This is a genomic window from Nocardia higoensis NBRC 100133, from assembly GCF_000308595.1.
Classification (GTDB): Bacteria; Actinomycetota; Actinomycetes; order Mycobacteriales; family Mycobacteriaceae; genus Nocardia; species Nocardia higoensis.
Genome location: NZ_BAGA01000065.1, coordinates 113,777 through 135,181, shown reverse-complemented (window position 1 = coordinate 135,181; position 21,405 = coordinate 113,777). Strand labels below are relative to the sequence as shown.

Genomic DNA, 21,405 nt, shown 5'->3' with positions numbered 1-21,405 from the left:
CTCTCAGTGGTCCGGACCCGCGATCACGACACGTTCGGCCACCTCCACCGAGAGGGTGAAGCTGCTCTCGGGGTCGCGCACGAGCTGTCCGGTCGCCTCCGCGTGGGCGCGGACGAGCGGATCGGGATGCGTGTCCACCGCGTCGAGTACGGACAGGACGACCTCGCCGAGTCCGGCGAACGCGCGGCTCAGGCTCAGTTGCCTGTCCCGGTCGCCCCGCCCGAGTTCGGGCACCAGCGCGGTTGCCAGTGCGAGTTCCTCCCCCACGGGCACGAGCGCCACCGCGGCTCGCCACGCGCTGCGCGCCACCTCGTCGTCCTCGTCGTGTACTCGCGCCGAGACCGGCGGCCAGGCGCGCGGGTCGCCGATCTTGGACAGCGTGTGCAGCGCCTGGCTGCGCGCCTGCGCGATCGCGGAATCGAGCTCCTCGATCAGCCTCGGCACCGTGATGTCGGCAGGCAGCCGGCACAACGCCCAGGTCAGCATGTCGCGGATGAAGAAATCCGGCTCGACGCCGCACCGGGCGATCAGGATCTCCAGCAGACCGGGATCGGGCTCGGTACCCGCGGACAGGGCAGCCCGCAGCCGGACCGACGAGTCGGCCGCCGACAGGGCGTCGGCGAGCCGACCATGTGGGGTTGTGTTCACGACAACCACCTCCTTCGCCGACCATTGGAGTCCTTGACATCGTGTCAAGGTCAACTGCCGGCAGCGGGCGCGGATCGCCGGTGGCACAGCGATGAATTCGCCGGGGCTGCGTCGTCTGCACTACGACAACCCTCGTCACGATGCAGGAGAAGCGAGTGCCACAACTACTGCGAGTCCAGAATTTCAACGTCTCGAGCGACGGCATCGCCGCCGGGAAGGACCAGAGCCTCGACACCCCGTTCGGCCTCGACCCCGGCGCCATGCTCGCCTGGGCGGGCGCCACCGCCAGTTGGCCCAACCGCACCGATCCCGGCGGCAGCCGCGGGCTCGACGACTACTTCACCCGGGACTTCGCGAACAATATCGGCGCCGAGATCATGGGCCGCAACAAGTTCGGACCGCAGCGCGGACCGTGGCAGGACCACGCATGGCAGGGCTGGTGGGGCGAGCAGCCGCCCTTCCACACCCCGGTGTTCGTCCTGACCCACCACCCCCGGCCGTCGATCACCCTCTCCGACACCACCTTCCATTTCGTCGACGAGGACCCGGCCGCCGTCCTGGTCCGGGCGAAGGAGGCCGCGCAGGGCAAGGACGTGCGGCTCGGCGGCGGCGTCACCACGATTCGGGAGTTCCTCGACGCCGACCTCGTCGACACCCTGCACGTGGCGGTCTCGCCGATCGAGTTCGGCTCCGGGCTGAAGCTCTGGGAATCCCCCGAGGAACTGACCGATCGCTTCCACCTCGAGAAGGTGCCCAGTCCGAGCGGCGTGACGCACCACATCTTCTGGCGGAAGTAGGTCGAAGCCGGGCGGCGCTGACGGCCGGGCGAGGCGCCCGGCCGTCAGCGCAGTGATCGGAAGAACGCACGGATGTCGTCGACCAGCAGGTCGGGCGCCTCCAGGGCCGCGAAATGGCCGCCGCGGTCGTACTCGGTCCAGCGGACGATCGTGTGCCTGCGCTCCGCGATCGCGCGGATGGACGTGTCGCCGGGGAAGACGGCCGCCGCGGTGGGGACACCGGAGGGTCCGGGGGCCGCGCCCCATGCCTCGCCTTCGCCGTAGAGGCGGATGGAGGAGGAGAAGCAGCCGGTGAACCAGTACAGGCGGACATCGGTGAGCAACGCGTCGCGGCCGACCGCGTCCTCGGGCAGGGTGATCGCGGGATCGGTCCAGCGGTGATACATATCGGCGATCCAGGCGAGCAGCCCGGCGGGGGAATCGTGCATGGCCACGGCGAGAGTGCCGGGGCGACCGGATTGCACCGCCGCGTAGCCGTAGTGGGTGAAGCTCTCCGCGCCGGTGAGGACCTCCAGCTTCGCGCGGTCCTCCGTGAGATCGGATTCGATCGCGCGCCAATCGAATCCGTCGCGCCAGTACTGCGCGAGCGCCCGCAGATACGACACCGGAGTGCCTTTCTCCCAGCCCGCGGCGGACTCCCCTGGCCATCGCGTATGGGCCAGCCGCCGGTGCAGATCGTCGATGCGGTCCTGGGGGATGTCGATGCGAAAAGGGCGTATCTCTTCTCGGAGGGTCATGGATGGCACGCTAGGCACGATTGCGGTCGATTACCGGCCGCAATTGCGAGATGTCAGGGTCGCCAATCGAGAATCGTCGCGAGAACACGGAACTGGGCCGAAGAAGGGGTCAGGCGCATGACCGCGTCGCGGGCGGCGACGACGGGCCGGGCGGAGAGCTGACCCACGGCGCCGAGCCGGGCGGATCTGGCGGCGATCATCCTGGTGCGCGGGCGGCGCAGACGGTCGTATTCGGTGAGGTCACCGGAATTCTTCGCGATGCGGGCGAGGACGACGGCGTCCTCGAGCGCCTGGCAAGCACCCTGGCCGAGATCGGGGCTCATCGCGTGGGCGGCGTCGCCGAGCAGGGCGATGCGGCCGGAGACGAAGGACTTCAGATTCGGCAGGCGATAGATGTCGTGATGCAGGACCGCGGCCGGGTCGGCGTCGGCGAGCAGCGCGGGGATGGGGTCGTGCCAGCCGCCGAACACATCGCGCAGTTCGGGAAGGCCCGCGCTCGGCGCACCCTCGGGTTTGTTCGCGGCGCCGAAGCAGTAGACGCGGTCGTCGGCGAGAGCGGCATAGCCGAAGCGCAGCCCGCGACCCCAGGTTTCGCCGAGGGCGGCGATCGGGCGGGTAGGGGTGACGATCACCCGCCAGGCGGTATAGCCGGCGTAGACCGGGGCGACCGTGCCCGCCACGGCGCGGCGCACGACACTGTTGATGCCGTCGGCGCCGACGACCAGGTCGGCGCGGGATTCGCCCGCCGAGTGCGTGACGGTACCGTCGATGCCGGCTTCGGTCACGGTGATGCCGGTGCGGATCGAGCCGGCCGGGACGGCGGCGCGCAGGATGTCGAGCAGATCCGCGCGGTGCACCACGATGGGCAGGCCGTAGCGGGCCTGCAGCGCCGGCACGTCGAACCTCGACAGCCAGGCGCCGCGACTGTCGCGGATACCGGCGGAGCCGTCCTCGCGGGCGCGGGCGCGCACCCGGTCACCGATCCCGAGCGCGTCGAGCGCCCGTAAGGCATTGGGCCACAGGGACAGTCCCGCACCCGGGGCGGTGAGTGCGGGCGCGCGTTCGAGCACCTCCACCTGCCAGCCGATCCGGGTGAACGCGATCGCGGTCGCCAAGCCGCCGATTCCGGCGCCGACGACGGTCAACTCGGGCATATCGCTTCTCCAGTCCGTGAGGGCCACTGTACGGCCACGGTCCGAAACTACTACTTCCGTAGTACAGATACAACATCTGTAGTGGCGATCACTACCGGCGTAGTATCGCTGCGTGCCGACCACCCGCGAACGACTCCTCGACGCCGCCATCGACCTGCTCGGTACGCGGGGTTCGCGTGCCCTGACCCATCGAGCGGTCGACGAGGCCGCCGGGCTCCCGGCCGGCTCGTCCTCCAACTACTTCCGCACCCGCGACGCCCTGCTCAGCGGAATAGCCGAGCGCCTGGAGGAGCGCGACCACCTCGACTGGGCCGCGCTGAGCCGCGTCCCGGCTCCCGGCACGGTCGACCAGCTCATCGAGACCATGGCCGCCTTCGTCCGCCACGCCGTCACCACCGACCGCACGCGCACCCTGGCCCGCTACACGCTGTTCCTCGACGCCCGCGCCGACGGACCGCACGAGTCCGTGCTGCGCGGACGGCAGCGGCTGACCGCGTGGGCGGGCGAGCTGGTGCGTGGCGCCGGACGCGACGAGTCCGCGGCCGCGCTGCTGGTCGACTACCTCGACGGGGTGACGCTGCGGGCGGCGGTGTCCGGTGCCGACGGCTTCGATCCGAAGCCGGACCTGGAGCGGATCGTGCGCGCTCTGCTCGGCTGACGGCTCGGGCACTACGCACCGGCCCACTGAACGCCGGCGCACTGAGGCGGAGGTCGGCCGACCGACGCGCGCCGGCCATCGCCGCGCGGGTTCGGGGCGCGGATCCGCCACGTATCGGCCGACCACGTATCGATCGGCCGTGATCGAGACGCGGGCATCGGCGTCAGAAGAAGGTGTGGACGAGGTCGACGACCACCGGTTGGGGCGCGGAGGTGTCGTCGACGACGGGAATCAGGCGCCATTTGTCGAAGGCCGTACAGGGGTGTGACAGGCCGAGCCGCAGAATCGAGCCGATCGGCGGGCCCGCGGTGTCGGCGGGCAGGCGGAGAAAGGCGTGCTGGTCGTTGAACGCGCTGATCGTTGCTCCCGGAATCCTCTGCGGCACCGGCATTCCCAGGTCGTACGGGAAGTCGCGCTTGCCGCCGTCCAGAAGGGCGAGGCCGGGTTCGGGAGCCGAGAGCACCCGCGCCCAGCCGTGCATGGCGGGCAGCAACGTGCGCGGGGCGCGGTCGGGAGCGAGTGGCGAGATGCCCGCGTAGAAGCCGTCGTCGTGGACGAGATAGGCGCCGGAGCGCAGGACTACCGTGGTGGGCACACCGCGTGCGCCGGTTTCGTCGGCCAGTCCGGCGAGGTGATCGATCACGAGATCCTGGTAGGCGCTGCCGCCCGCGGTGACGATCGCGGGTCCGGGATAGCCGCCGGAATCGGCGAGTTCATGATGCAGGCGGGCCAGTTCGGTGAGGTAATGGGCCACCTTCCGCAGGCTCGGCGGCTCCCGGTCGGCCGCCAGGGCGGCCTCGTAACCGCCGACGCCCGCCAGACGCAGGTGTCGGGAGCGTCGCACGGCTTCGGCGAGGCGGTGGGCGTCGGCCACCGAGCGCAGGCCGGTGCGGCCGCCGGGGGCGCCGAGTTCGACGACGACGCCCACCTCGACGGGCTCGGGCACGTCCGCCAGGCAGCGGTCCATGATGTCCACCCCGGCCGGGTCCTCCACCCAGCAGTAGAACTCGAAATCCGGGTCGCGGGCGAGCTCGCCGGCCAGCCAGTGCAGTGCGCTCCGGTCGAGCAGGCTGTTGGCCAGCACGATCCGGCGCACCCCGAACGCGCGGGCCAGCTGGACCTGCCAGCCGGTGGCGAGGGTGATGGCCCAGCAGCCCGCCGCCAGCTGGTCTGCCCACAATTGCGGGGCCATCGTGGTCTTGCCGTGCGGGGCCAGACGCACCCCGGCCCGGCCCGCCCACTCCCCCATCACCGTCGCGTTGTGGGCGAGCGCGGCGCGGTCGAGGGTCAGCAGCGGAGTCTGGAACTCCGCGAGTTCGGGTGCGGTGGAGAGGAATTCGCGTGCGGTGCGACCCCATGCCGCAGGCGGCAGGCTCTTGTGTTCGGGGCCGAGCACGCGATCGGCGAGGGCGGCGACCGCGGCGTTGTCGATCATCGCCCTACCCCGAGTTGCGCAGGGCTGTCGCCAAGCCGTTCATGGTCAGCAGGATGCCGCGTTTGACCAACTCGGTGTCTTCGCCCGAGCGGAGCCTGCGCAGGAGTTCCACCTGCATCTGATTGAGGGGTTCGAGGTAGGGGAAGCGGTTGTGGATCGACTCGGCCAGCGACCGGTTGTCGGCGAGGAGCTGATCGTGGCCGGTGATGGCGGCGTGCATCCGCAATGTGCGGGCGTGTTCCTCGGTGATCATGCCGAAGATCCGGTCGCGCAGATCCACGTCGTCGACGAGTTCGGCGTAGTGGGCGGCGATGGCAAGATCGCTCTTGGCCATCACCTGCGCCAGGTTCGACAGCACCGTGTTGAAGAACGGCCAGCGCCGATAGAGCTCGGTCAGGCGGGACAGCCGTTGCGGGTCGTCACCGACCCATTCCTCCAGTGCGGCGCCGGTGCCGTACCAGCCGGGCAACATGACCCGGGCTTGGCTCCACGACATCACCCACGGAATCGCCCGCAGATCGCCGACCGAGTTGGTGGGCTTGCGGGAAGCGGGCCGACTGCCGATATTGAGATCGCCGACCTCGGCGATCGGGGTGGACTGCCGGAAGTACTCCACGAAGCCGGGAGTCTCGTGCACCAGGCGCGAGTAGGCGGCCCGCGCCCGCGCCGCGAGATCGTCCATCAGCTCGTAGGCGGGTTCGGCATCGGCCCCGAGGCCCTCCACGTCGAGCAGGGTCGATTCCAGGGTGCCCGCGATCAGCGACTCCAGATTTCGATGTGCCGCACCGGCTTCGGCGTACTTCGCGGCGATCACCTCGCCCTGTTCGGTGAGCCGAAGCGCGCCGCGCACCGCGCCCGCCGGCTGGGCGAGGATGGCGTCGTAGCTACGCCCGCCGCCGCGGCCGACCGTGCCGCCGCGGCCGTGGAACAGCCGCAATCTGATGCCCGTCTTGCGCGCGACCTCGACCAGATCCAGTTCGGCGCGGTACAGCGCCCAATTCGCGGCCAGGTATCCGCCGTCCTTGTTGGAGTCCGAATACCCGAGCATCACCTCCTGGCGCATGCCCGCCGCCGCGACGAGATCCCGGTAGACGGGCACCTCCAGCGCCGCGGACAGCGTGGCGGCACCCGCCGCGAGATCCTCGATCGTCTCGAACAACGGCACGATGTTCACCGAGCAGCGCGGTCCGGACGCGGACGGGCTGTCCGCGCCCGCGTCACCGTCGCCCGCGCGACCCACCGGCCGGACGCTCGCACCCGGGTCGAGCAGGCCACCTTCCTTCAACAGCAGCGCTGCCTCGAGCATGTCGCTGACCGAGGTGCACATGCTGATGATGTAGTTCGGCACGGCCTCGGGGCCGAAGGTGTCGACCACGCTCGCAGCCGCGCGGACGATGCCGATCTCCTTCTCCGCCACGTCCCCCAGCCGCGCGTGCGGGCCGAGCAACGGTCGCCGGGTGCGCAATTCGGCGGCGAGGAGCTCGACCCTGGCGTCCTCGTCGAGGTCGGCGTAGGCGGGGTGCACGCCCGCCCACGCCAGAAGTTCCGCGACCACCTGTTCGTGGACCTCGGAGTTCTGCCGCATGTCCAGACCTTGCAGATGGAAGCCGAAGGTCTCCACCGCGTGCCGCAGCGCCGCCAGCCGGTCGTCGGCCAGCAGATCGTCACGGGAGGCGCGCAGGGAGGCGTCGATCGCCTCGAGGTCGGTGAGGAATTCGCGGGGCCCCGGGTACGGCTCGGGGTCCGGGCCGGTCGCCGAGTTCGGCAGGGCGGCGCCGAGGGCGCGTTCGGCGGCGGCGGACAGGCGGACCCTGATGCGATGCAGCGCACGGCGATACGGCTCGTCGCTGTAGGTGGCGGGGTCCGGGTAACCGGCCGCCGACAGGGCCTCGACCTCGGGCGTCACCGATACCAGCCGGGCCGACTGGGAGAGGGTCTTCTCGAGCTCCACCAGTTCGCGCAGATACCGGCCGAAGGCCACGCTCGCGGCCTGACTCGCGGCGTGCCGGACCACATCGGCGGTGACGAACGGATTGCCGTCGCGGTCGCCGCCGATCCACGAGCCCGGACGCAGGATCGGGCGATCGAGCAGCTCCGCCTGCGGCCAGCGGGCGCGCAGGGCGGCACGCACCTCGGCATTGATGGCCGGGATGACATCGAACAAGGTGAGATCGTAGTAGCGCAGTCCGACGGCGATCTCGTCCTGAATGCGCAAGCGCGCCAACCTGATCAACGCCGTCCGCCACAGCGAGAGCACCTGCCTGCGGATGCCGAGTTCGACCTCGGCGCGTTCGCGCGGGTCGTTGACCCACTGCCGCCGGCGCATCAGCTCGGTGATCCTGGCCTGCGCGTCGAAGACGGTGCGGCGACGCGTCTCGGTGGGGTGGGCGGTGATGACCGGCGAGACCAGCGCATCCGACAGCAGATCGGCCACCGTGCCCGCGTCGAGTGCGGCGGCGTCCAGCTTGTTGTAGGTGGCGGCCAGTGAGGAATCCTGCGGCGCCTCCCCCGCGGCGACGTGCACGGCGCGGCGGCGATCGCGCTGGATGTCCTCGGCGAGGTTGGCCAGCAGGACGAAGTAGGTGAAGGCGCGGATCAGCGGCAGCGCCACGGCGATGTCGACATCGCGCAGCATCTGCGCCACGGCGCTGCGTCCGACCTCCTCGCGGCGCACCCGGAACGCTTCCACGCGCACCCGTTCGATGAGGTCGAACACCTCGGGGCCCTCGTGGTCGCGAATGGTCTCGCCGAGCACGCCGCCGAGGAAGCGGATGTCGTCGCGCAGCGGCCGGGTGGCGTCCTGTTCGGTCTCGATCCGCGGTTCGGTCATGCGCTCGACCCTACTGCCGGATCGCGTCGTCGGGCGGCCCGGACGCGGCAGAATCACACAGGCGCGCGGGCGGTGCCCGGCCTGTGGACAACCGGGTAGCGTGCACCCGCACGACCCGAACTATCCCGAGGAATTCGCATGGCAAACGACGTCACCCCGACGAAACTCACCGGCACCGGCCGGGTGGCGCACTTCGGCAGCACCCGGCTGACCGGCATCACCAAGCTGCAGAGCCGCCTGCACGCCCGCCTCTACACCCGCTTCGGCGGCACCCGGTTCGGAAAGTTCCTCGGGCGCCCGATCTTCCAGCTGACCGTGGTCGGCAGGAAATCCGGACAGCCGCGGCCGGTGGTGCTGATGTACGTGCCCGACGGCGACGATCTGCTCGTCTGCGGCTCCTACGGCGGCAACCCGAAGCCGCCGAACTGGTGGCACAATCTCGTCGCCGCCGGCCGCGCGGAGGTACAGGTCGGCGCCGAGTCCTGGCCCGTGGCGGCACGCGTGATCACCGATCCCGCCGAATACGACGCGCGCTGGAAGGTGCTGGTGCGGCACTACCCCGATTTCGCGACCTACCAGGCGCTGACGACGCGCACCCTGCCGATCGCGGTGCTCGCCCGATCGGAGTCGTGAACGCTCGGCCGGTGGCCGCCGGCGCCCCGGCCGGGTTGCCCGCCGTATCGGCAGGCGGGCAGCAGGTCACTCACCCGCGTCGGCGAGGATGCTCAGGACGACATCGGAGGTGTAGAACGGCTCGAGGCGTTCGCGAATGAGGCGGGCGAGCACCCCGTCGCGCTTGGCGGCCTCGACGACGGCGGGGCCGTAGCGCAGGATCTCGGCGGTGACGTCCTCGGCGGTCAGGCCGATTTCGGGGAGCATGGCGGCGAGGGTGTGATCGCGGTATTCGTCGTAGAAGACCTCGACGCACTGGGCGACGAGTTCGCCGAAGTACTGCTTCTCCCGGGTGGTCACCGCGATCTCGTAGCAGAGCAGGACGAGTTCGTGCAGGTCCTTCTTGGTGAGGTACTCGCGCAGGCCGCTGACCGGCTCGCCCGCGTGCAGGTCCCAGAACTCCATGGCGGCCGAGTGCACGGGGGCGTCGCGCAGCATCTCGCGAATGGCGTTGTTGGTGCGCTTGAGGGCGAACAGCGCGCCCCTGCCCGCGAGATCGCCGACGAAAGTGTTGTCGGCGGCGGCCTTCTTGGCGCGGTTGGCCGCGGACTGGCCGAGCGACATCAGCGAGCCGACGCCGGGGATCTTCTCGGCCCGTTCCCGGTTGGCCTGCACGAAGTCGTTGATCAGCTTGTCGACGAACTTCGAGGCGACCGTGGCGACGAGCGGGGATTCGGTGAGCCGGTCCAGGATTCGCTCCTGGGCCTGGTGCATACCGAGCACCTTTTCCAGCAACTGCTCGACCGGTTCGCGATCGACGACCGAACCGAGGGTGTCGGTGTCGTTGTCGGCGATGTGGTCGTAGATGGCGTCGGCGAACACGCCGACCATGTCGGCCAGCACCGGGCTGCCGCCGATCAGGTCCACCACGGTGGCTACGGTCTGCTTGCCGTCCTCGAGCGCCACCACCTCGCCGAATCCGATGGTCCCGGCGACGGCGAGCACGTCGGCGACATCGCGGGCGACCACTTCCGCGAATCGCTCACCGGTAACTTCGGCCAGCAGGAAGTCCACCTGGGCGTCGAGCAGCCGTTCGGCCATCGCACGCGGTTCGGTCATCGAATCCACCCCTGTCGTCGGTCCGCCCGCCGAGGGCGGCGGGCGTCAGTCGGCGTCCTCGCCGTGCAGTGATCTGCGGATACGGTCGAGGCGCTCACGCGCGGCTTGCTCGCGCGCGGCGAATTGTTCGTCGGCGTCGCGTCCCGCGGGGGTCAGGCGATCGAGTTCGCTCATTCCCTGCGCGGTGCCGAAACGTCGGTCGACCTTATCGCGAACCGAGTCGAAGGTGGGGACTCCGGAGGAGCTGTAGCCACTGTCCCCCGAAGCCGGGAACCCCGTGGAGCCGGGGAAAACGGGGCCACCTACCTGGCCCGATATCGAGCCGGGAGGGTCACCGACGGGTCGAGTAGTGGTGCTGGTCACACTACCGGTGCCGTCGCCCCGAGGAATCGTCTCGTGTTCGGCGAGCCCTTCCCCACCGCCGGAATCGGCCATCTCGGCGAGGGCGGCGTGCACGGCGTGAAAAGCGGGCCGGCCGGCGACGGCCGCACGCAGGACTTCGGCCAACTCGGCATCGGGCAGGGCGGCCAGCCCGGCGAGGATCTGGTCCTTGTCGCTCATGTAGCCAGGCTACGCAGCGACCGGAGCCGCTGCCGGGGGTTGCGTCCCGGCAGCAGTTCGATGCGACCTACAGGCAGTCAGTCCTCGACGACGTCGACGCCACGCCAGAACGCGACGTGGTCCTTGATCTGCGCGGCGGCCTCTTTCGGCTCCGGGTAGTACCAGGCCGCATCCGGGTTCTCGCTCCCGTCCACGCGCACCGTGTAGTACGAGGCGGTGCCCTTCCAGGGGCACACGGAGTGCGTATCGGTCGGGGTGAAGTACTCGGAGCGCACGGCGGAAGCCGGGAAGTAATGGTTGCCTTCGACCACCACCGTGTCGTCGCTCTCCGCGAGCACGACGCCGTTCCATTCCGCTCGAACAGTCATGAGAGCCTCCGTGATCATCGACGAACCGGACCGATGTCCACGCTACTCCCGCAGCCTCTCGATCCCGGCTCACACGAAACCGAACAGCGGCGCCACCGCGGCGACCACCAGCGCCGCCCACAGGCCGAAGACCGGCAGGTAGCGGGTCTGCCAGCGCTCGGCCGCGTGGAAACCGAAGCGGCCGAGCAGGAATCCGCCGAGCAGCCGGGCCGACCACACCAGGTTCACCGCGAGGACCAGGTTCAAGCCGAGGGCGACGGCCTTGTTCGCGGTGACGCCGAACTCCGCGATCCGGCTGAGCATCGCCGTCAGCATGACCACGTCCACCGCGAGCGCGAGCACGACGAGCACCAGTTGGAGTGTGTCGAACAGGTCCGCGGGCAGCAGCGGGTCGCGCGCGGAGATCGCGTAGAGCAGCAGGCCGAGAACCACGACGAGGATGAGATCCATCAGGATCAGCAGCTCGCGGTCGACGTCGACAAGACTGCCCGCCGCCGCGAATCCCACCAGCAGGACCGTCAGCATGACGATGGTGATCGGCGTGAACACCCTGGTCAACACCGGCGCGATGTTCTCCACGACATTCTGCTTGGCTTCCACCAGCCAGGCGGCGACCACGACCGCGCCCGCCGGTCCGAACCGCAGCGCCCAGTCCAGGACGGTCTCCTCGGCGTCCAGGCCGAGCGACTCGAACGCGCCGACGGTCAGGCCCATCAGGATCAGGCCGCCGAGCGCGATCAGGGTCAGGTAGACGATCCATTCGCCGGTGAACCGGATGAAATCCATGCGACGGCGGTCCGATCGCCACTCGCCGCCGACATAGGCGAAACCGACGGCGAACCAGAGCATGAGCGGCGCGTGGATGGCGGCGATCACCTCTGTGGCGCCGTCGCGCTCGAACGGAAAGGTCGTGAGCAGAATCCCGGCGGCCACGAACGGCAGGACCAGGACGGCGAGCGCCCGCGGGCCCAGCTGCCGCTTCCACGCGAAATAGGCTGCGAGGAAGGGCAATACGAACAGACTCGCGGTCCGGGCGAACAGGTTCTCATCGATACCGGCCAGCACGGCGATCGTGATCGCCACTCCGGCGGACGCGGCTGCCGCGAGGACCACCAGCAGTTCCCGGTCCGGGCCACGCACGCCCTCCGCGGGCGCGGGCAGCAGCACCAACTGCTTCCACAGCCGCTCGGAATGCTCGCGCGCGAACTCCCGCGAGATGGCGTCCACGCTGCCCATGCGCTTGACCGCGACCAGGAAGGCCTCGTCGGCGGCCAATCCGGCGGTGCTCAGATCCGAGATCTGGTCGCGCAGGTGGTCTTCCATCTCGTCGACATCGGCCGCCGAGATCGCGCGATGCCGTTCGATGTAGCCGCGCCACTGCCCTATCTGCGATTCCAGTCGCTCGTCGGTGCCCGTCATGCCAGGCCACCTTCGGCGGCGCGTGGCAACTGCGCGCTGCGCCACACCTCGTTCAACGCGTCGGCCACGACATCCCACTGGCTGCGCCGTTCCACCAGCACCCCGCGCCCGGCCTCGGTGAGCGCGTAGTGCTTGCGCTTGCGTCCGGTCTGCGCGGCGCCCCAGGACGCCGACACATAGCCTGCCCGCTCCAGTCGGTGCAGCAGCGGATACAGCATGCCGTCGGTCCACTCGATCCGGCCGCCGGACAGTTCCTTCACCCGCTTGAGGATCGCGTACCCGTAGGACTCGCCCTCGGCCAGGATTCCGAGCACCAGCAGCGTGGAGGACGCCGCCACCAGATCCTTGTCTATATACATAGCACCTCTATGCCTATAACTTCTAGGCATCACGGTAGCGGAACTCGGCGCCACGGCAGGGAGTTTTGAGGTCAGTGGGCTTCCACGTAGTCCTCCCCGCCCACGTAGAACGTGTGACCGTCCGACACTTCGGCATCGACGGCCCGCACGACAGTGGCGGCGAAATCCTCGACGGTCGGCAGCGGTCCGGCGTTTCTGCGGGCGGCGACCGCGGCCGGATCGCGCCGCTCCAGCAGGCGGATGATGATCGTGCCGTCGATCATGTCACCGGAGACCACCGTGAATCCGACAGCCCGACGGGCGAATTCGGGAACGAGATCACGCAGGGCGTCCTCCCCCGCACGTTTGCTCGCCGCGATCGGCTCGTAGCCGTCGGGCAGCGGACGACCGCTGCCGTGGAAATGCGCCTGATGGCTGGTCACGAAGACGATGCGGCCGCCAGGCGAAAGCAACGGCAGTGCGGCGGTGGCGAGATCGACTTGGGCGTCGCGGTTCAGCCGCAGGGCGTAGCCGGCGCCGGCGTCGCGCTCCAGACCTCCGGAGGCGTTCAGCACCAAGGCGCCGAGCCGGCCGAAAATATGGTGCTTCGAAATGAGAAGCGCAAACTCCGACGCGGACGGCGGCTCCGAGAAGACACCCGCACATACCCGAGTCCTGTCCACGATCGATCTGCTCGGGCAGCGCTGGACGCTGCGCATCATCTGGGAGCTGGAGCCGGGTCCCCTCGGTTTCCTGCAGTTGCGCCGCAGCATGGGCAACTGCTCGTCCAGCATGCTGTCGAACCGGTTGCAGCAGTTGCAGGAGGCGGGCTTGGTGCACAAGCACGGCCCGAAAGGGGCCTACGAGCTCACCGTCTGCGGCGTCCGGCTCAGCGATGCGCTGCAACCACTCTGGGACTGGTCCGACACCTGGACCGGGGCGCCGGACGCCGACAGCGCGATTCTCCCGCGCGACTGAAGGCCCTTCGCGCCCGATCGGCGTGCCTCGCACCGACCGGGCCCGTGCACGGGTGTGTCCGGCCGATGAGTTCGGCGGGCCGGTCCGGTCTCAGTTGGAGAGTGGAGAGGAGCAGGCGATGGTTGTCGTGGCCGGATGCGCAGGGGTGGTCGAGCAGGCACGGCGAGCGCGCGGGTGCCTGGATTTCGCGATCGGCGCGGACCTGGTGGAGCCCGGCCGGATCAACGTGTTCGAGCGATGGGCGACGCAGGAGGAGGTCGAGGCGTTTCGCGGGAGCGGGCCCGAGCAGGGGCAGAGTGCCGCGATTGTCGAAGCGTCGGTGACGGAATTCGATATCGCCGCGGTTCGGCCGCTGACCTGAACGAGATCGGCCGGCAGGGTGTGCCCCCCTGCCGGCCGATTCCGGATGCTCTCGCCGCTCAGCCGCGCAGGACGGCGCCCACCGACTCGCCCGCGGCGGCAACCGCGGCATCGCGGGCCGCGCTGGCCTCGTCCTCGGTGAGGGTGCGGTCGGAAGCGCGGAAGCGCAGGGCGTAGGTGAGGGACTTGCGGCCCTCGCCCGCCTGCTCGCCTTCGTACACGTCGAACAGGGCGACGTCCTCGAGCAGATCGCCCGCGCCGCCGCGCAGAGCGGATTCGACGGCCGCGGCGGAGACGGACTTCTCGACGCTGACCGAGACGTCCTGCAGCACCGCGGGGAACGCCGAGACGACCGGCGCCGGCCGGGCCTCGGTCAGCGGCAGAGCGTCGAGGTCGAGTTCGACCGCGCAGGTGCGGGCGGGTAGGCCCGCGCGCTCCAGGACCGCCGGATGCAGCTCGCCCGCATGACCGACGACGGTGCCGTCGACGACGAGCTCGGCACAGCGGCCCGGATGCCAGGGCAGGTAGGCGGCGGCGCGACGTTCGATCACCACGCCCGCGGCGTCGGCAACGGCCTCGACCAGGGCGAAGGCGTCGGCGGCCTCGACCTGCCTGCCCGGGCCCCACGGGCCGCGCGGTTCCTGGCGGCCGGTGAGCACGGCGCCGATCCGGACGGGCTGCTCGGGCAGCGAGGCCAGTAGTTCGGTGATCTGCTCGTCGGTGGGACGGCGGTCCACCGGCAACGGCTCGACGGCCTTGGTCGCGCCGGTGGCCAGGGTGACCTGGCCGATGGCGTAGAGGGTGAGGTCGCGGGCACCGCGGGAGATATTGCGCTGGGCGATCTCCAGCAGACCGGGCAGCAGCGTGGTGGACAGCTCGGCGCGCTCCACGTCGAGCGGGTTGAGCACCCGGGTGGTCGCGCGGCGCGGATCGTCCTCGTCCAGGCCCCACACGTCGAAGACGCCCGCGGCCAGGAACACCGGCGCGGGCACCTCGACGGCGCCTGCGAAGGCCAGCGCGCGGCTCACCGCCCGGCGGCGACGCTGCACCGCGGTCAGACCGCGACCGGCGGGGGCGGTCGGCACAATCGACGGAATCTGCTCGAGGCCCTCCAGGCGCAGCACCTCCTCGACCAGGTCGGCGGGCTGGGCGAGATCGGGACGCCAGCTCGGCGGGGTCACCACGAGCTGACCGTGACCGGTCTCCTCGTCGACGGAAACCTCGACGTGGCAACCGATCTGGGCCAGCCGGCGGGCCGAGGTGCCGCGCGGGTAGGTGACGCCCGCGACGCGATCGGCCAAGTCGATGTCCATCCGGATCGGCTCGGGGGCCGGGGTGGGCACCCGCACATCGGAGAGCACGGGTTCGACGGTGCCGCCGGTGATCTCGGCGAGCAGGGTGGCGGCGCGGTCCAGCGCGGCGACATTGAGTTCCGGGTCGACGACGCGTTCGTAGCGCTTGCCCGCCTCGGAGACCAGCTTGTGCCTGCGCGCGGTGCGGTAGATGAGCAGCGAGTTCCAGGTGGCGGCTTCCAGCAGCACGTCGGTGGTTTCCGCGCTCACCTCGGTGCTCGCGCCGCCCATCACGCCCGCCAGCGAGATCACGCCGGAGTCGTCGGCGATCACCACGTCCTCGTCGTCGAGGGTGCGTTCCACGTCGTCGAGGGTGCGCAGGGTCTCGCCCCTGTTGGCGGTGCGCACCACCAGACCACCGTTGAGACGCGCGGCGTCGAAGGCGTGCAGGGGCTGGCCGAGTTCGAGCATGACGTAGTTGGTCACGTCGACGGCCGGGGAGATCGGCCGCACGCCCGACAGCAGCAGCCTGCGCTGCAGCCACCACGGGCTGACCGCGGCCGGGTCGATGCCGGTGACCCGGCGCGCCGCGAACCGGGTGCATCGGGAATCGGATTCCACCCGGATCGGCCAGGCCGGGGCCTCGTCGGCGGGCAGCGTGCGCACCGCGGGATCGAGGTACTCCAAATCGGCCCCGCAGGCGATCTCGCGGGCCAAGCCGCGGACCGAGAAGCAGTAGCCGCGGTCGGGGGTGATGTTGAGCTCGATGACGGTGTCGTCGAGGCCGAGCAGTTCGTTGGCGTCGGTGCCCGGCTCGGCGGTGCCCGGTTCCAGCACCAGGATGCCGGAGTGGTCCTTGCCGATGCCGAGTTCGGCCACCGAGCAGATCATGCCGTTGGAGACGTGACCGTAGGTCTTGCGCGAGCTGATCGCGAACCCGCCGGGCAGCACGCCGCCGGGCAGCACCACCACGACCAGGTCGCCCACCGCGAAGTTACGCGCGCCGCAGACGATCTCCTGCGGCTCGACATTGCCGACGTCGACCTTGCAGAACCGGATCGGCTTCTTGAACTCGGTCAGCTCGGTGACCTCCAGGACGCGGCCGACCACCAGCGGATGCTCCAGGTCGCCGGTCACCCGGGCCAGCTTGTCGACCTCCTCGACCTCCAGCCCGACGCGGACGAACGCGGCGTCCAGTTCCTCGGGCGTGACCGACCAGCCGGGGGTGGCGCGCTCGATGATCTCGGTCAGCCAGGACTGCGCTACTCGCACGTGACTTTTCGCTCTCTCGATCGAAGGGGGAGGTCAGGACTGGATGCCGAAGGGCAGGGTGAACCGCACGTCGCCCTCGACGATGTCGCGCATATCGGGGATGCCGTTGCGGAACTGCAGGGTCCGCTCCAGACCCATGCCGAACGCGAAACCGCTGTACTCGTCGGGATCGATGCCGCTGGCGATGAGCACCTTCGGGTTGACCATGCCGCAGCCGCCCCACTCGACCCAGCCCGCGCCGCCCTTCTTGTCCGGGAACCACACGTCGACCTCGGCCGAGGGCTCGGTGAAGGGGAAGTAGTTGGGCCGCATACGGGTGCGGGTGTCGGGGCCGAACAGGGCGCGGGCGAAGGCGTCCAGCGTGCCGCGCAGATGCGCCATGGTCAGGCCCTTGTCGATGGCCAGCCCCTCCACCTGGGAGAACACCGGGGTGTGGGTGGCGTCGAGCTCGTCGGTGCGGAAGGTGCGACCGGGGCAGACCACATAGATCGGCAGCTCGCGCTCGAGCATGGAACGCACCTGCACCGGGGAGGTGTGCGTGCGCAGCACCTGGCGCGAACCCTCCGGGGCGATGTGGAAGGTGTCCTGCATGGTGCGGGCCGGGTGGTCGGGCAGGAAGTTGAGCGCGTCGAAGTTGAAGTGCTCGGTCTCGACCTCGGGGCCTTCGGCGACCTCCCAGCCCATCGCGACGAACACATCGGCGATGCGCTCGGAGATGACGGTGATGGGATGACGGGCGCCGGCCGGGCGCCGGCGGGCGGGCAGCGTCACGTCGATGGCCTCGGCGACCAGCACGGCGGCATCGCGCTCGGCCAGCAGCACCTCGCGGCGGGCCTCGAAGGCCTGCGAGACCCGGCCGCGGGCCACGTTCACCCGCTTGCCCGCGTCCTTCTTCTCCTCCTTGGGCAGCGCGCCGAGCGCCCGCTGGGCCAGCGCCAACGGGGCCTTGCCGCCCAGGTGGTCGGTCTTGGCAACCGCGAGGGCGTCCAGATCGGCGGCCGCGGCGAAGGCCTTCTCGGCTTCGGCGGCGGCCGCGGCCAGCGCCTCTTCGCTCAGGTCCACGGCCGATTCCGCGGCATTGCGCTCGTCGGTCTTGCGCTCGACTCCGGTGCTGTCGTCGGCCACGATGGTTCGTCTCTCCCGTTGGGGTCGGTGCGGGCCGGGTCGAGTCCCGGTCCGGATTGCTGCTGGTACGAAATCCTATGGGATCGGTTTCCGGCGATTCACCCGGATTACCGGCGCGCCGGATCCGAGTCGCGAGCGCGGTGGTGCACACGGGCGCTCGCGTAGAGGCAGATCGCCGCCGCGGCGGCCAGGTTCAAGCTCTCGGCGCGGCCGTGGATGGGGATGCGCACGCGGTGGTCGGCGCGGGCCGCCACGGCCGGATCCAGGCCGTGCGCCTCGTTGCCGAACAGCCAGGCCACCGGGCCCGCCAGGATCTCGTCGGCCTCGTCGAGGTCGACCTCGCCGTCGGCCGCCGTGGCCAGCAGGGTGAGCCCGGCTTCGCGCACCGCGGTCAGGGTCTGCTCGATCTCACGGCCGCGCACGATCGGCACGTGGAACAGGCTGCCCGCACTGGCCCGCACGCACTTGCCGTTGTGCGGGTCGACGGTGGGGCCGGCCAGCACCACACCGTCGGCGCCGACCGCATCCGCGACCCGGATCAGGGTGCCTGCGTTGCCGGGCTCGGCGATCTCCACCGGAACCGCCAGCAGGCGCGGGTCGCGGCCGAGCACGTCGGCAAGCGGCACGTCGATCTGCTCGCAGACGGCGACCAGGCCCGGAGCGGTGACGGTCTCACCGAGGTGTTCGGCGGCGCGGTCGTCGACCAGCGTGGTGCGCACGCCGGTGGCGGCGGCCGAGGCGACGAGCTCGTGCTCGCGCTGGGCCGCGGCGGCCGAGTAGAACAGCTCCCGGACGCGGCCCGTCGCCAGCGCGGCGGTCACCGCGTTCGCCCCCTCCGCGAGGAACAGCCCGGTCTTGCGGCGGTGCGCGGCCCGATGGAGCTTGGCAGCCGAGACGACTCGCGGATTGTGCCGGCTCGTCAGCTCGTCCACGACGACCCACCGCGGTGCGATACGACGAAACGACCCGCGAGATGCGCCCGTGAGAGCGCGTCCGCGGGTCGTTCCGAAGAGTTTCCCGTTGTCAACGAGGTTCGGCTCAGGCGGCCGGGGCGTTGACGTCCTGCGGGAGCGCGGCCTTCGCGACGGCCACCAGACCGGCGAACGCCTCGGCGTCGGAGACGGCCAGCTCGGCCAGGATCTTGCGGTCCACCTCGACACCCGCGGCCTTCAGGCCCTGGATGAAGCGGTTGTAGGTGATGTCGTTCAAGCGCGCCGCGGCGTTGATACGCGCGATCCACAGCTTGCGGAAATCACCCTTGCGCGCCCGGCGGTCCCGGTAGGCGTAGGTGAGCGAGTGCAGCTGCTGTTCCTTGGCCTTGCGGTACAGCCGCGAGCGCTGGCCCCGGTAGCCCTTGGAGGCCTCGAGGATGGAACGGCGCTTCTTCTGAGCGTTGACGGCCCTTTTGACGCGTGCCACTGGTCAGTCCTTGATCGAGTAGGGGGCGCGGTCGCGCCCGGATGTGGTCGGGAGGATGGCGGTGAGCCGGTGGAGCGAGTTACCGGCCCAGCAGCTTCTTCACGCGACGGACATCGGCAGCCGCGACGACCTCGGTGCCGTCCAGACGACGAGTCCGGCGGGAGGACTTGTGCTCGAGCAGGTGGCGACGGTTCGCCTGCTGACGCAGCAGCTTGCCTTTACCGGACACCTTGAATCGCTTCGAGGCGCCGCTGTGGCTCTTCATCTTCGGCATGGATTCCTCTATCTGTCGTCCCGCAGGTCACCGGGAGACCTGCGGCATCTGAACGTATTACTGCGGACCGGCGGCTTGCCCGCCCTGGTCGGCGGCGGGGGCCGGTGCGGCGGCCTGCCGGGGCTGCGTGGCCGCCTGCTGCGCCTTCACGCGGGTCTTCGCACCCTTGTGGGGAGCGAGCACCATCGTCATGTTGCGACCGTCCTGCTTGGCCGAGGTCTCGACGAAACCCAGGTCGGCGACGTCGCCGGCGAGCCGCTGCAGCAACCGGTACCCGAGTTCGGGCCGGGACTGCTCGCGACCCCGGAACATGATCGTCACCTTGACCTTGGACCCGGCCTCCAAGAAGCGCATCACATGGCCCTTCTTGGTTTCGTAGTCGTGGTCGTCGATCTTCGGCCGGAGCTTCTGCTCCTTGATGACGGTCTGCTGCTGGTTCTTCCGGGACTCGCGCGCCTTCTGCGCGGTCTCGTACTTGAACTTGCCGTAGTCCATGATCTTGCAGACCGGCGGACGGGCATCCGGGGCGACCTCGACGAGATCGAGATCGGCTTCCATTGCGACGCGTAGTGCATCTTCAACACGCACGATCCCAACCTGCTCGCCGCCAGGTCCGATGAGTCGGACCTCGGGAACACGGATGCGATCGTTGATGCGGGTCTCAGTGCTGATGGGGCCTCCTAGGTCAAGCGGTGTCGTCACGACGACCGCAAGTAATGCAACCCCTGTTTCAACACAAAAGCCCCGGTGCGGTATTTCACCGCAACGGGGCCCGAGTCGACCGATCGCCGATGCGACGGAATCGCAACGACTCCCGCGCACGGATCTCGCGCGGAAAATCCGCCCGTATCGGCGGATGACCGGACCGTTTCACCAGTGCGATCGTCCGAACGGTCGTCGCCGGCAACGGTGGGAGTCGGGCTCCACTTGTCAGCCCCAGCACAGCCGGGGCGGTCGTCGGCAGAAAGTCTAGCACTATCACGCCCGTGCTCCGAATCGCCCGGGACCGGATCGCCGGAAATCCCGTTGCGCGCGCAGGCAGCGCCCCACATGCTGTCCAGCATGCCGATACCCTCGCGCGAACTGCTGCGCTGGCAGTTCGATCTGACCTGGGCGCTGGCCGAGGTGCACGTGGACACACTCACCGAGACGGACTTCCTCTGGCAGCCCACCGAGCTGGTCTGGACGGTACACCGCGGCCGCGACGGGCGGTGGCGCCCGGACTGGGCCGACACCGAGCCCGACCCGATCCCGGCCCCCACGATCGCCTGGCTCAGCTGGCACATCGACTGGTGGTGGAGCACCGCGCTCGATCATGTCGCCGGGCGGGAGCCGACCCCGCGCGAGCAGTTCTGCTGGGCGGGCAGCGGCGCGGCCGCGCTCACGCGCTTGCGCACCTTGCGCGCCGAATGGGCGGCGGCCCTGGACTCGGTCGCCGACGCCGGATTCGAGGCGCCGTCGGCCTATCCGTGGCCCGCGGCGGCCGGCCTGACCATCGCACACCTGGCGGGGTGGGTGAACGCCGAACTGATGAAGAACATCGCCGAGATCGGCCAGCTCCGGATGCTGCGAGCGGCCTCGCTAGCCTGTCAGTCATGACTGACGAGCTCGACGACTCCCCGCGTGAACCGGGCGATGTGCGCGAACTGGCCGAGATCCCCGCTGTCGAGGTGATCAGCCGCGCGGCCGTGATGCTGATGAGTTCGGCCGCGGAGAAACTCGGACTGGCCGACGAGGACCCGGACAACAGCCCGCGTAAGGACCTGGACGAAGCACGGCGGGTGATCACGGCGCTGGCAGGGCTGGTAACCGCTTCGGTGGAGTATCTGGGGCCACACGCGGGACCGATCCGCGAAGGACTGCAGGCCTTGCAGCGCGCGTTCCGCGAGGCGTCGGCTCATCCGGACGAGCCGGGCAAGGGGCCGGGCGAGAAATACACCGGCCCCGTCTACTGAGCCCGATCGGGTGGTCCCGAAGCCGGGGAATCGTCACCGCGACGACAGAGCGCG

24 protein-coding genes are annotated in these 21,405 nt (G+C 70.0%); 7 read left to right on the top strand and 17 right to left on the bottom strand.

Annotated elements, in window-relative coordinates; all coding sequences use genetic code 11:
* Positions 1–3: 3 nt before the first annotated feature.
* Positions 4–657: a HEAT repeat domain-containing protein gene (locus ON26_RS09250; RefSeq protein WP_085998978.1), complete on the bottom strand. Its 654-nt coding sequence runs from the start codon at positions 655–657 to the stop codon at positions 4–6.
* A 146-nt stretch (positions 658–803) separates the two neighbouring features.
* On the opposite strand from ON26_RS09250, the gene ON26_RS09245 reads away from it, so the two are divergent.
* Positions 804–1,445: a dihydrofolate reductase family protein gene (locus ON26_RS09245; protein ID WP_040795642.1), complete on the top strand. Its 642-nt coding sequence runs from the start codon at positions 804–806 to the stop codon at positions 1,443–1,445.
* Positions 1,446–1,489: 44 nt separating this feature from the next.
* On the opposite strand, the gene ON26_RS09240 is transcribed toward ON26_RS09245, so the two are convergent.
* Both ON26_RS09240 and ON26_RS09235 read right to left on the bottom strand, forming a co-directional pair.
* Positions 1,490–2,182 (bottom strand): epoxide hydrolase N-terminal domain-containing protein, encoded by a 693-nt coding sequence (locus ON26_RS09240; RefSeq protein WP_051026858.1) that lies wholly within the window; start codon positions 2,180–2,182, stop codon positions 1,490–1,492.
* Between the two features lie 53 nt (positions 2,183–2,235).
* Positions 2,236–3,336: an FAD-dependent monooxygenase gene (locus ON26_RS09235; protein WP_040795586.1), complete on the bottom strand. Its 1,101-nt coding sequence runs from the start codon at positions 3,334–3,336 to the stop codon at positions 2,236–2,238.
* A gap of 112 nt (positions 3,337–3,448) precedes the next feature.
* On the opposite strand from ON26_RS09235, the gene ON26_RS09230 reads away from it, so the two are divergent.
* On the top strand, positions 3,449–3,994 hold the full coding sequence (locus tag ON26_RS09230) for a TetR/AcrR family transcriptional regulator (protein ID WP_040795585.1): 546 nt from the start codon (positions 3,449–3,451) through the stop codon (positions 3,992–3,994).
* 163 nt (positions 3,995–4,157) lie between these two features.
* Here ON26_RS09230 and ON26_RS09225 read toward each other — a convergent pair whose 3' ends face one another.
* Positions 4,158–5,429: a type III PLP-dependent enzyme domain-containing protein gene (locus ON26_RS09225; protein ID WP_040795584.1), complete on the bottom strand. Its 1,272-nt coding sequence runs from the start codon at positions 5,427–5,429 to the stop codon at positions 4,158–4,160.
* A 4-nt stretch (positions 5,430–5,433) separates the two neighbouring features.
* Positions 5,434–8,259: a phosphoenolpyruvate carboxylase gene (gene ppc / locus ON26_RS09220; RefSeq protein WP_040795583.1), complete on the bottom strand. Its 2,826-nt coding sequence runs from the start codon at positions 8,257–8,259 to the stop codon at positions 5,434–5,436.
* Positions 8,260–8,397: 138 nt separating this feature from the next.
* Here ppc and ON26_RS09215 point away from each other — a divergent pair, with 138 nt between their 5' ends.
* Positions 8,398–8,892 (top strand): nitroreductase/quinone reductase family protein, encoded by a 495-nt coding sequence (locus ON26_RS09215; RefSeq protein WP_051026857.1) that lies wholly within the window; start codon positions 8,398–8,400, stop codon positions 8,890–8,892.
* 66 nt (positions 8,893–8,958) lie between these two features.
* Here the strand turns inward: ON26_RS09215 and ON26_RS09210 are convergent, their stop codons facing one another.
* The 6 genes from ON26_RS09210 to ON26_RS09185 form a co-directional block, all read right to left on the bottom strand.
* Positions 8,959–9,990 carry a hypothetical protein gene (locus ON26_RS09210; protein WP_040795639.1) on the bottom strand — a complete coding sequence of 344 codons (1,032 nt, stop codon included), beginning with the start codon at positions 9,988–9,990 and terminating at the stop codon, positions 8,959–8,961.
* Between the two features lie 45 nt (positions 9,991–10,035).
* Complete coding sequence (locus tag ON26_RS09205) at positions 10,036–10,551, bottom strand: hypothetical protein (protein ID WP_040795582.1); 516 nt, start codon at positions 10,549–10,551, stop codon at positions 10,036–10,038.
* Between the two features lie 77 nt (positions 10,552–10,628).
* Entirely contained in the window at positions 10,629–10,919 is a 291-nt protein-coding gene (locus ON26_RS09200; RefSeq protein ID WP_040795638.1) for a DUF427 domain-containing protein, read from the bottom strand.
* A 69-nt stretch (positions 10,920–10,988) separates the two neighbouring features.
* On the bottom strand, positions 10,989–12,338 hold the full coding sequence (locus ON26_RS09195; RefSeq protein WP_040795581.1) for a permease prefix domain 1-containing protein: 1,350 nt from the start codon (positions 12,336–12,338) through the stop codon (positions 10,989–10,991).
* The gene (locus ON26_RS09190) at positions 12,335–12,697 is read right to left on the bottom strand and encodes a PadR family transcriptional regulator (protein WP_040795580.1); all 363 of its coding nucleotides are present in this window, start codon (positions 12,695–12,697) and stop codon (positions 12,335–12,337) included. Before ON26_RS09190 ends, ON26_RS09195 begins: the two co-directional genes overlap by 4 nt.
* 71 nt (positions 12,698–12,768) lie before the next feature.
* Positions 12,769–13,251 (bottom strand): SDR family oxidoreductase, encoded by a 483-nt coding sequence (locus tag ON26_RS09185; protein ID WP_306307244.1) that lies wholly within the window; start codon positions 13,249–13,251, stop codon positions 12,769–12,771.
* Between the two features lie 37 nt (positions 13,252–13,288).
* On the opposite strand from ON26_RS09185, the gene ON26_RS09180 reads away from it, so the two are divergent.
* Together ON26_RS09180 and ON26_RS09175 are read left to right on the top strand one after the other, a co-directional pair.
* Entirely contained in the window at positions 13,289–13,654 is a 366-nt protein-coding gene (locus ON26_RS09180) for a winged helix-turn-helix transcriptional regulator (RefSeq protein ID WP_051026856.1), read from the top strand.
* A 118-nt stretch (positions 13,655–13,772) separates the two neighbouring features.
* Positions 13,773–14,015 carry a putative quinol monooxygenase gene (locus ON26_RS09175; protein WP_051026865.1) on the top strand — a complete coding sequence of 81 codons (243 nt, stop codon included), beginning with the start codon at positions 13,773–13,775 and terminating at the stop codon, positions 14,013–14,015.
* A 58-nt stretch (positions 14,016–14,073) separates the two neighbouring features.
* Here ON26_RS09175 and pheT read toward each other — a convergent pair whose 3' ends face one another.
* The 6 genes from pheT to infC all read right to left on the bottom strand — a co-directional run bounded on the left by pheT (position 14,074) and on the right by infC (position 20,098).
* Positions 14,074–16,578 (bottom strand): phenylalanine--tRNA ligase subunit beta, encoded by a 2,505-nt coding sequence (pheT, locus tag ON26_RS09170; protein ID WP_040795578.1) that lies wholly within the window; start codon positions 16,576–16,578, stop codon positions 14,074–14,076.
* 33 nt (positions 16,579–16,611) lie between these two features.
* Positions 16,612–17,640 (bottom strand): phenylalanine--tRNA ligase subunit alpha, encoded by a 1,029-nt coding sequence (pheS, locus tag ON26_RS09165; protein ID WP_040795635.1) that lies wholly within the window; start codon positions 17,638–17,640, stop codon positions 16,612–16,614.
* Positions 17,641–17,810: 170 nt separating this feature from the next.
* Entirely contained in the window at positions 17,811–18,635 is an 825-nt protein-coding gene (locus tag ON26_RS09160) for a TrmH family RNA methyltransferase (RefSeq protein WP_040795577.1), read from the bottom strand.
* A gap of 106 nt (positions 18,636–18,741) precedes the next feature.
* Entirely contained in the window at positions 18,742–19,122 is a 381-nt protein-coding gene (gene rplT, locus ON26_RS09155; RefSeq protein WP_014983432.1) for a 50S ribosomal protein L20, read from the bottom strand.
* A 79-nt stretch (positions 19,123–19,201) separates the two neighbouring features.
* Positions 19,202–19,396 (bottom strand): 50S ribosomal protein L35, encoded by a 195-nt coding sequence (rpmI, locus tag ON26_RS09150; protein ID WP_040795576.1) that lies wholly within the window; start codon positions 19,394–19,396, stop codon positions 19,202–19,204.
* Between the two features lie 57 nt (positions 19,397–19,453).
* Positions 19,454–20,098 (bottom strand): translation initiation factor IF-3, encoded by a 645-nt coding sequence (gene infC, locus ON26_RS09145; protein WP_085998976.1) that lies wholly within the window; start codon positions 20,096–20,098, stop codon positions 19,454–19,456.
* A gap of 360 nt (positions 20,099–20,458) precedes the next feature.
* Between infC and ON26_RS09140 the strand changes: the two genes are divergently transcribed.
* A complete protein-coding gene (locus ON26_RS09140) occupies positions 20,459–20,995 on the top strand; it encodes a DinB family protein (RefSeq protein ID WP_040795634.1) in 537 nt (178 codons plus the stop codon).
* A complete protein-coding gene (locus ON26_RS09135; RefSeq protein ID WP_040795574.1) occupies positions 20,992–21,351 on the top strand; it encodes a DUF1844 domain-containing protein in 360 nt (119 codons plus the stop codon). Before ON26_RS09140 ends, ON26_RS09135 begins: the two co-directional genes overlap by 4 nt.
* Positions 21,352–21,405 lie beyond the last annotated feature (54 nt).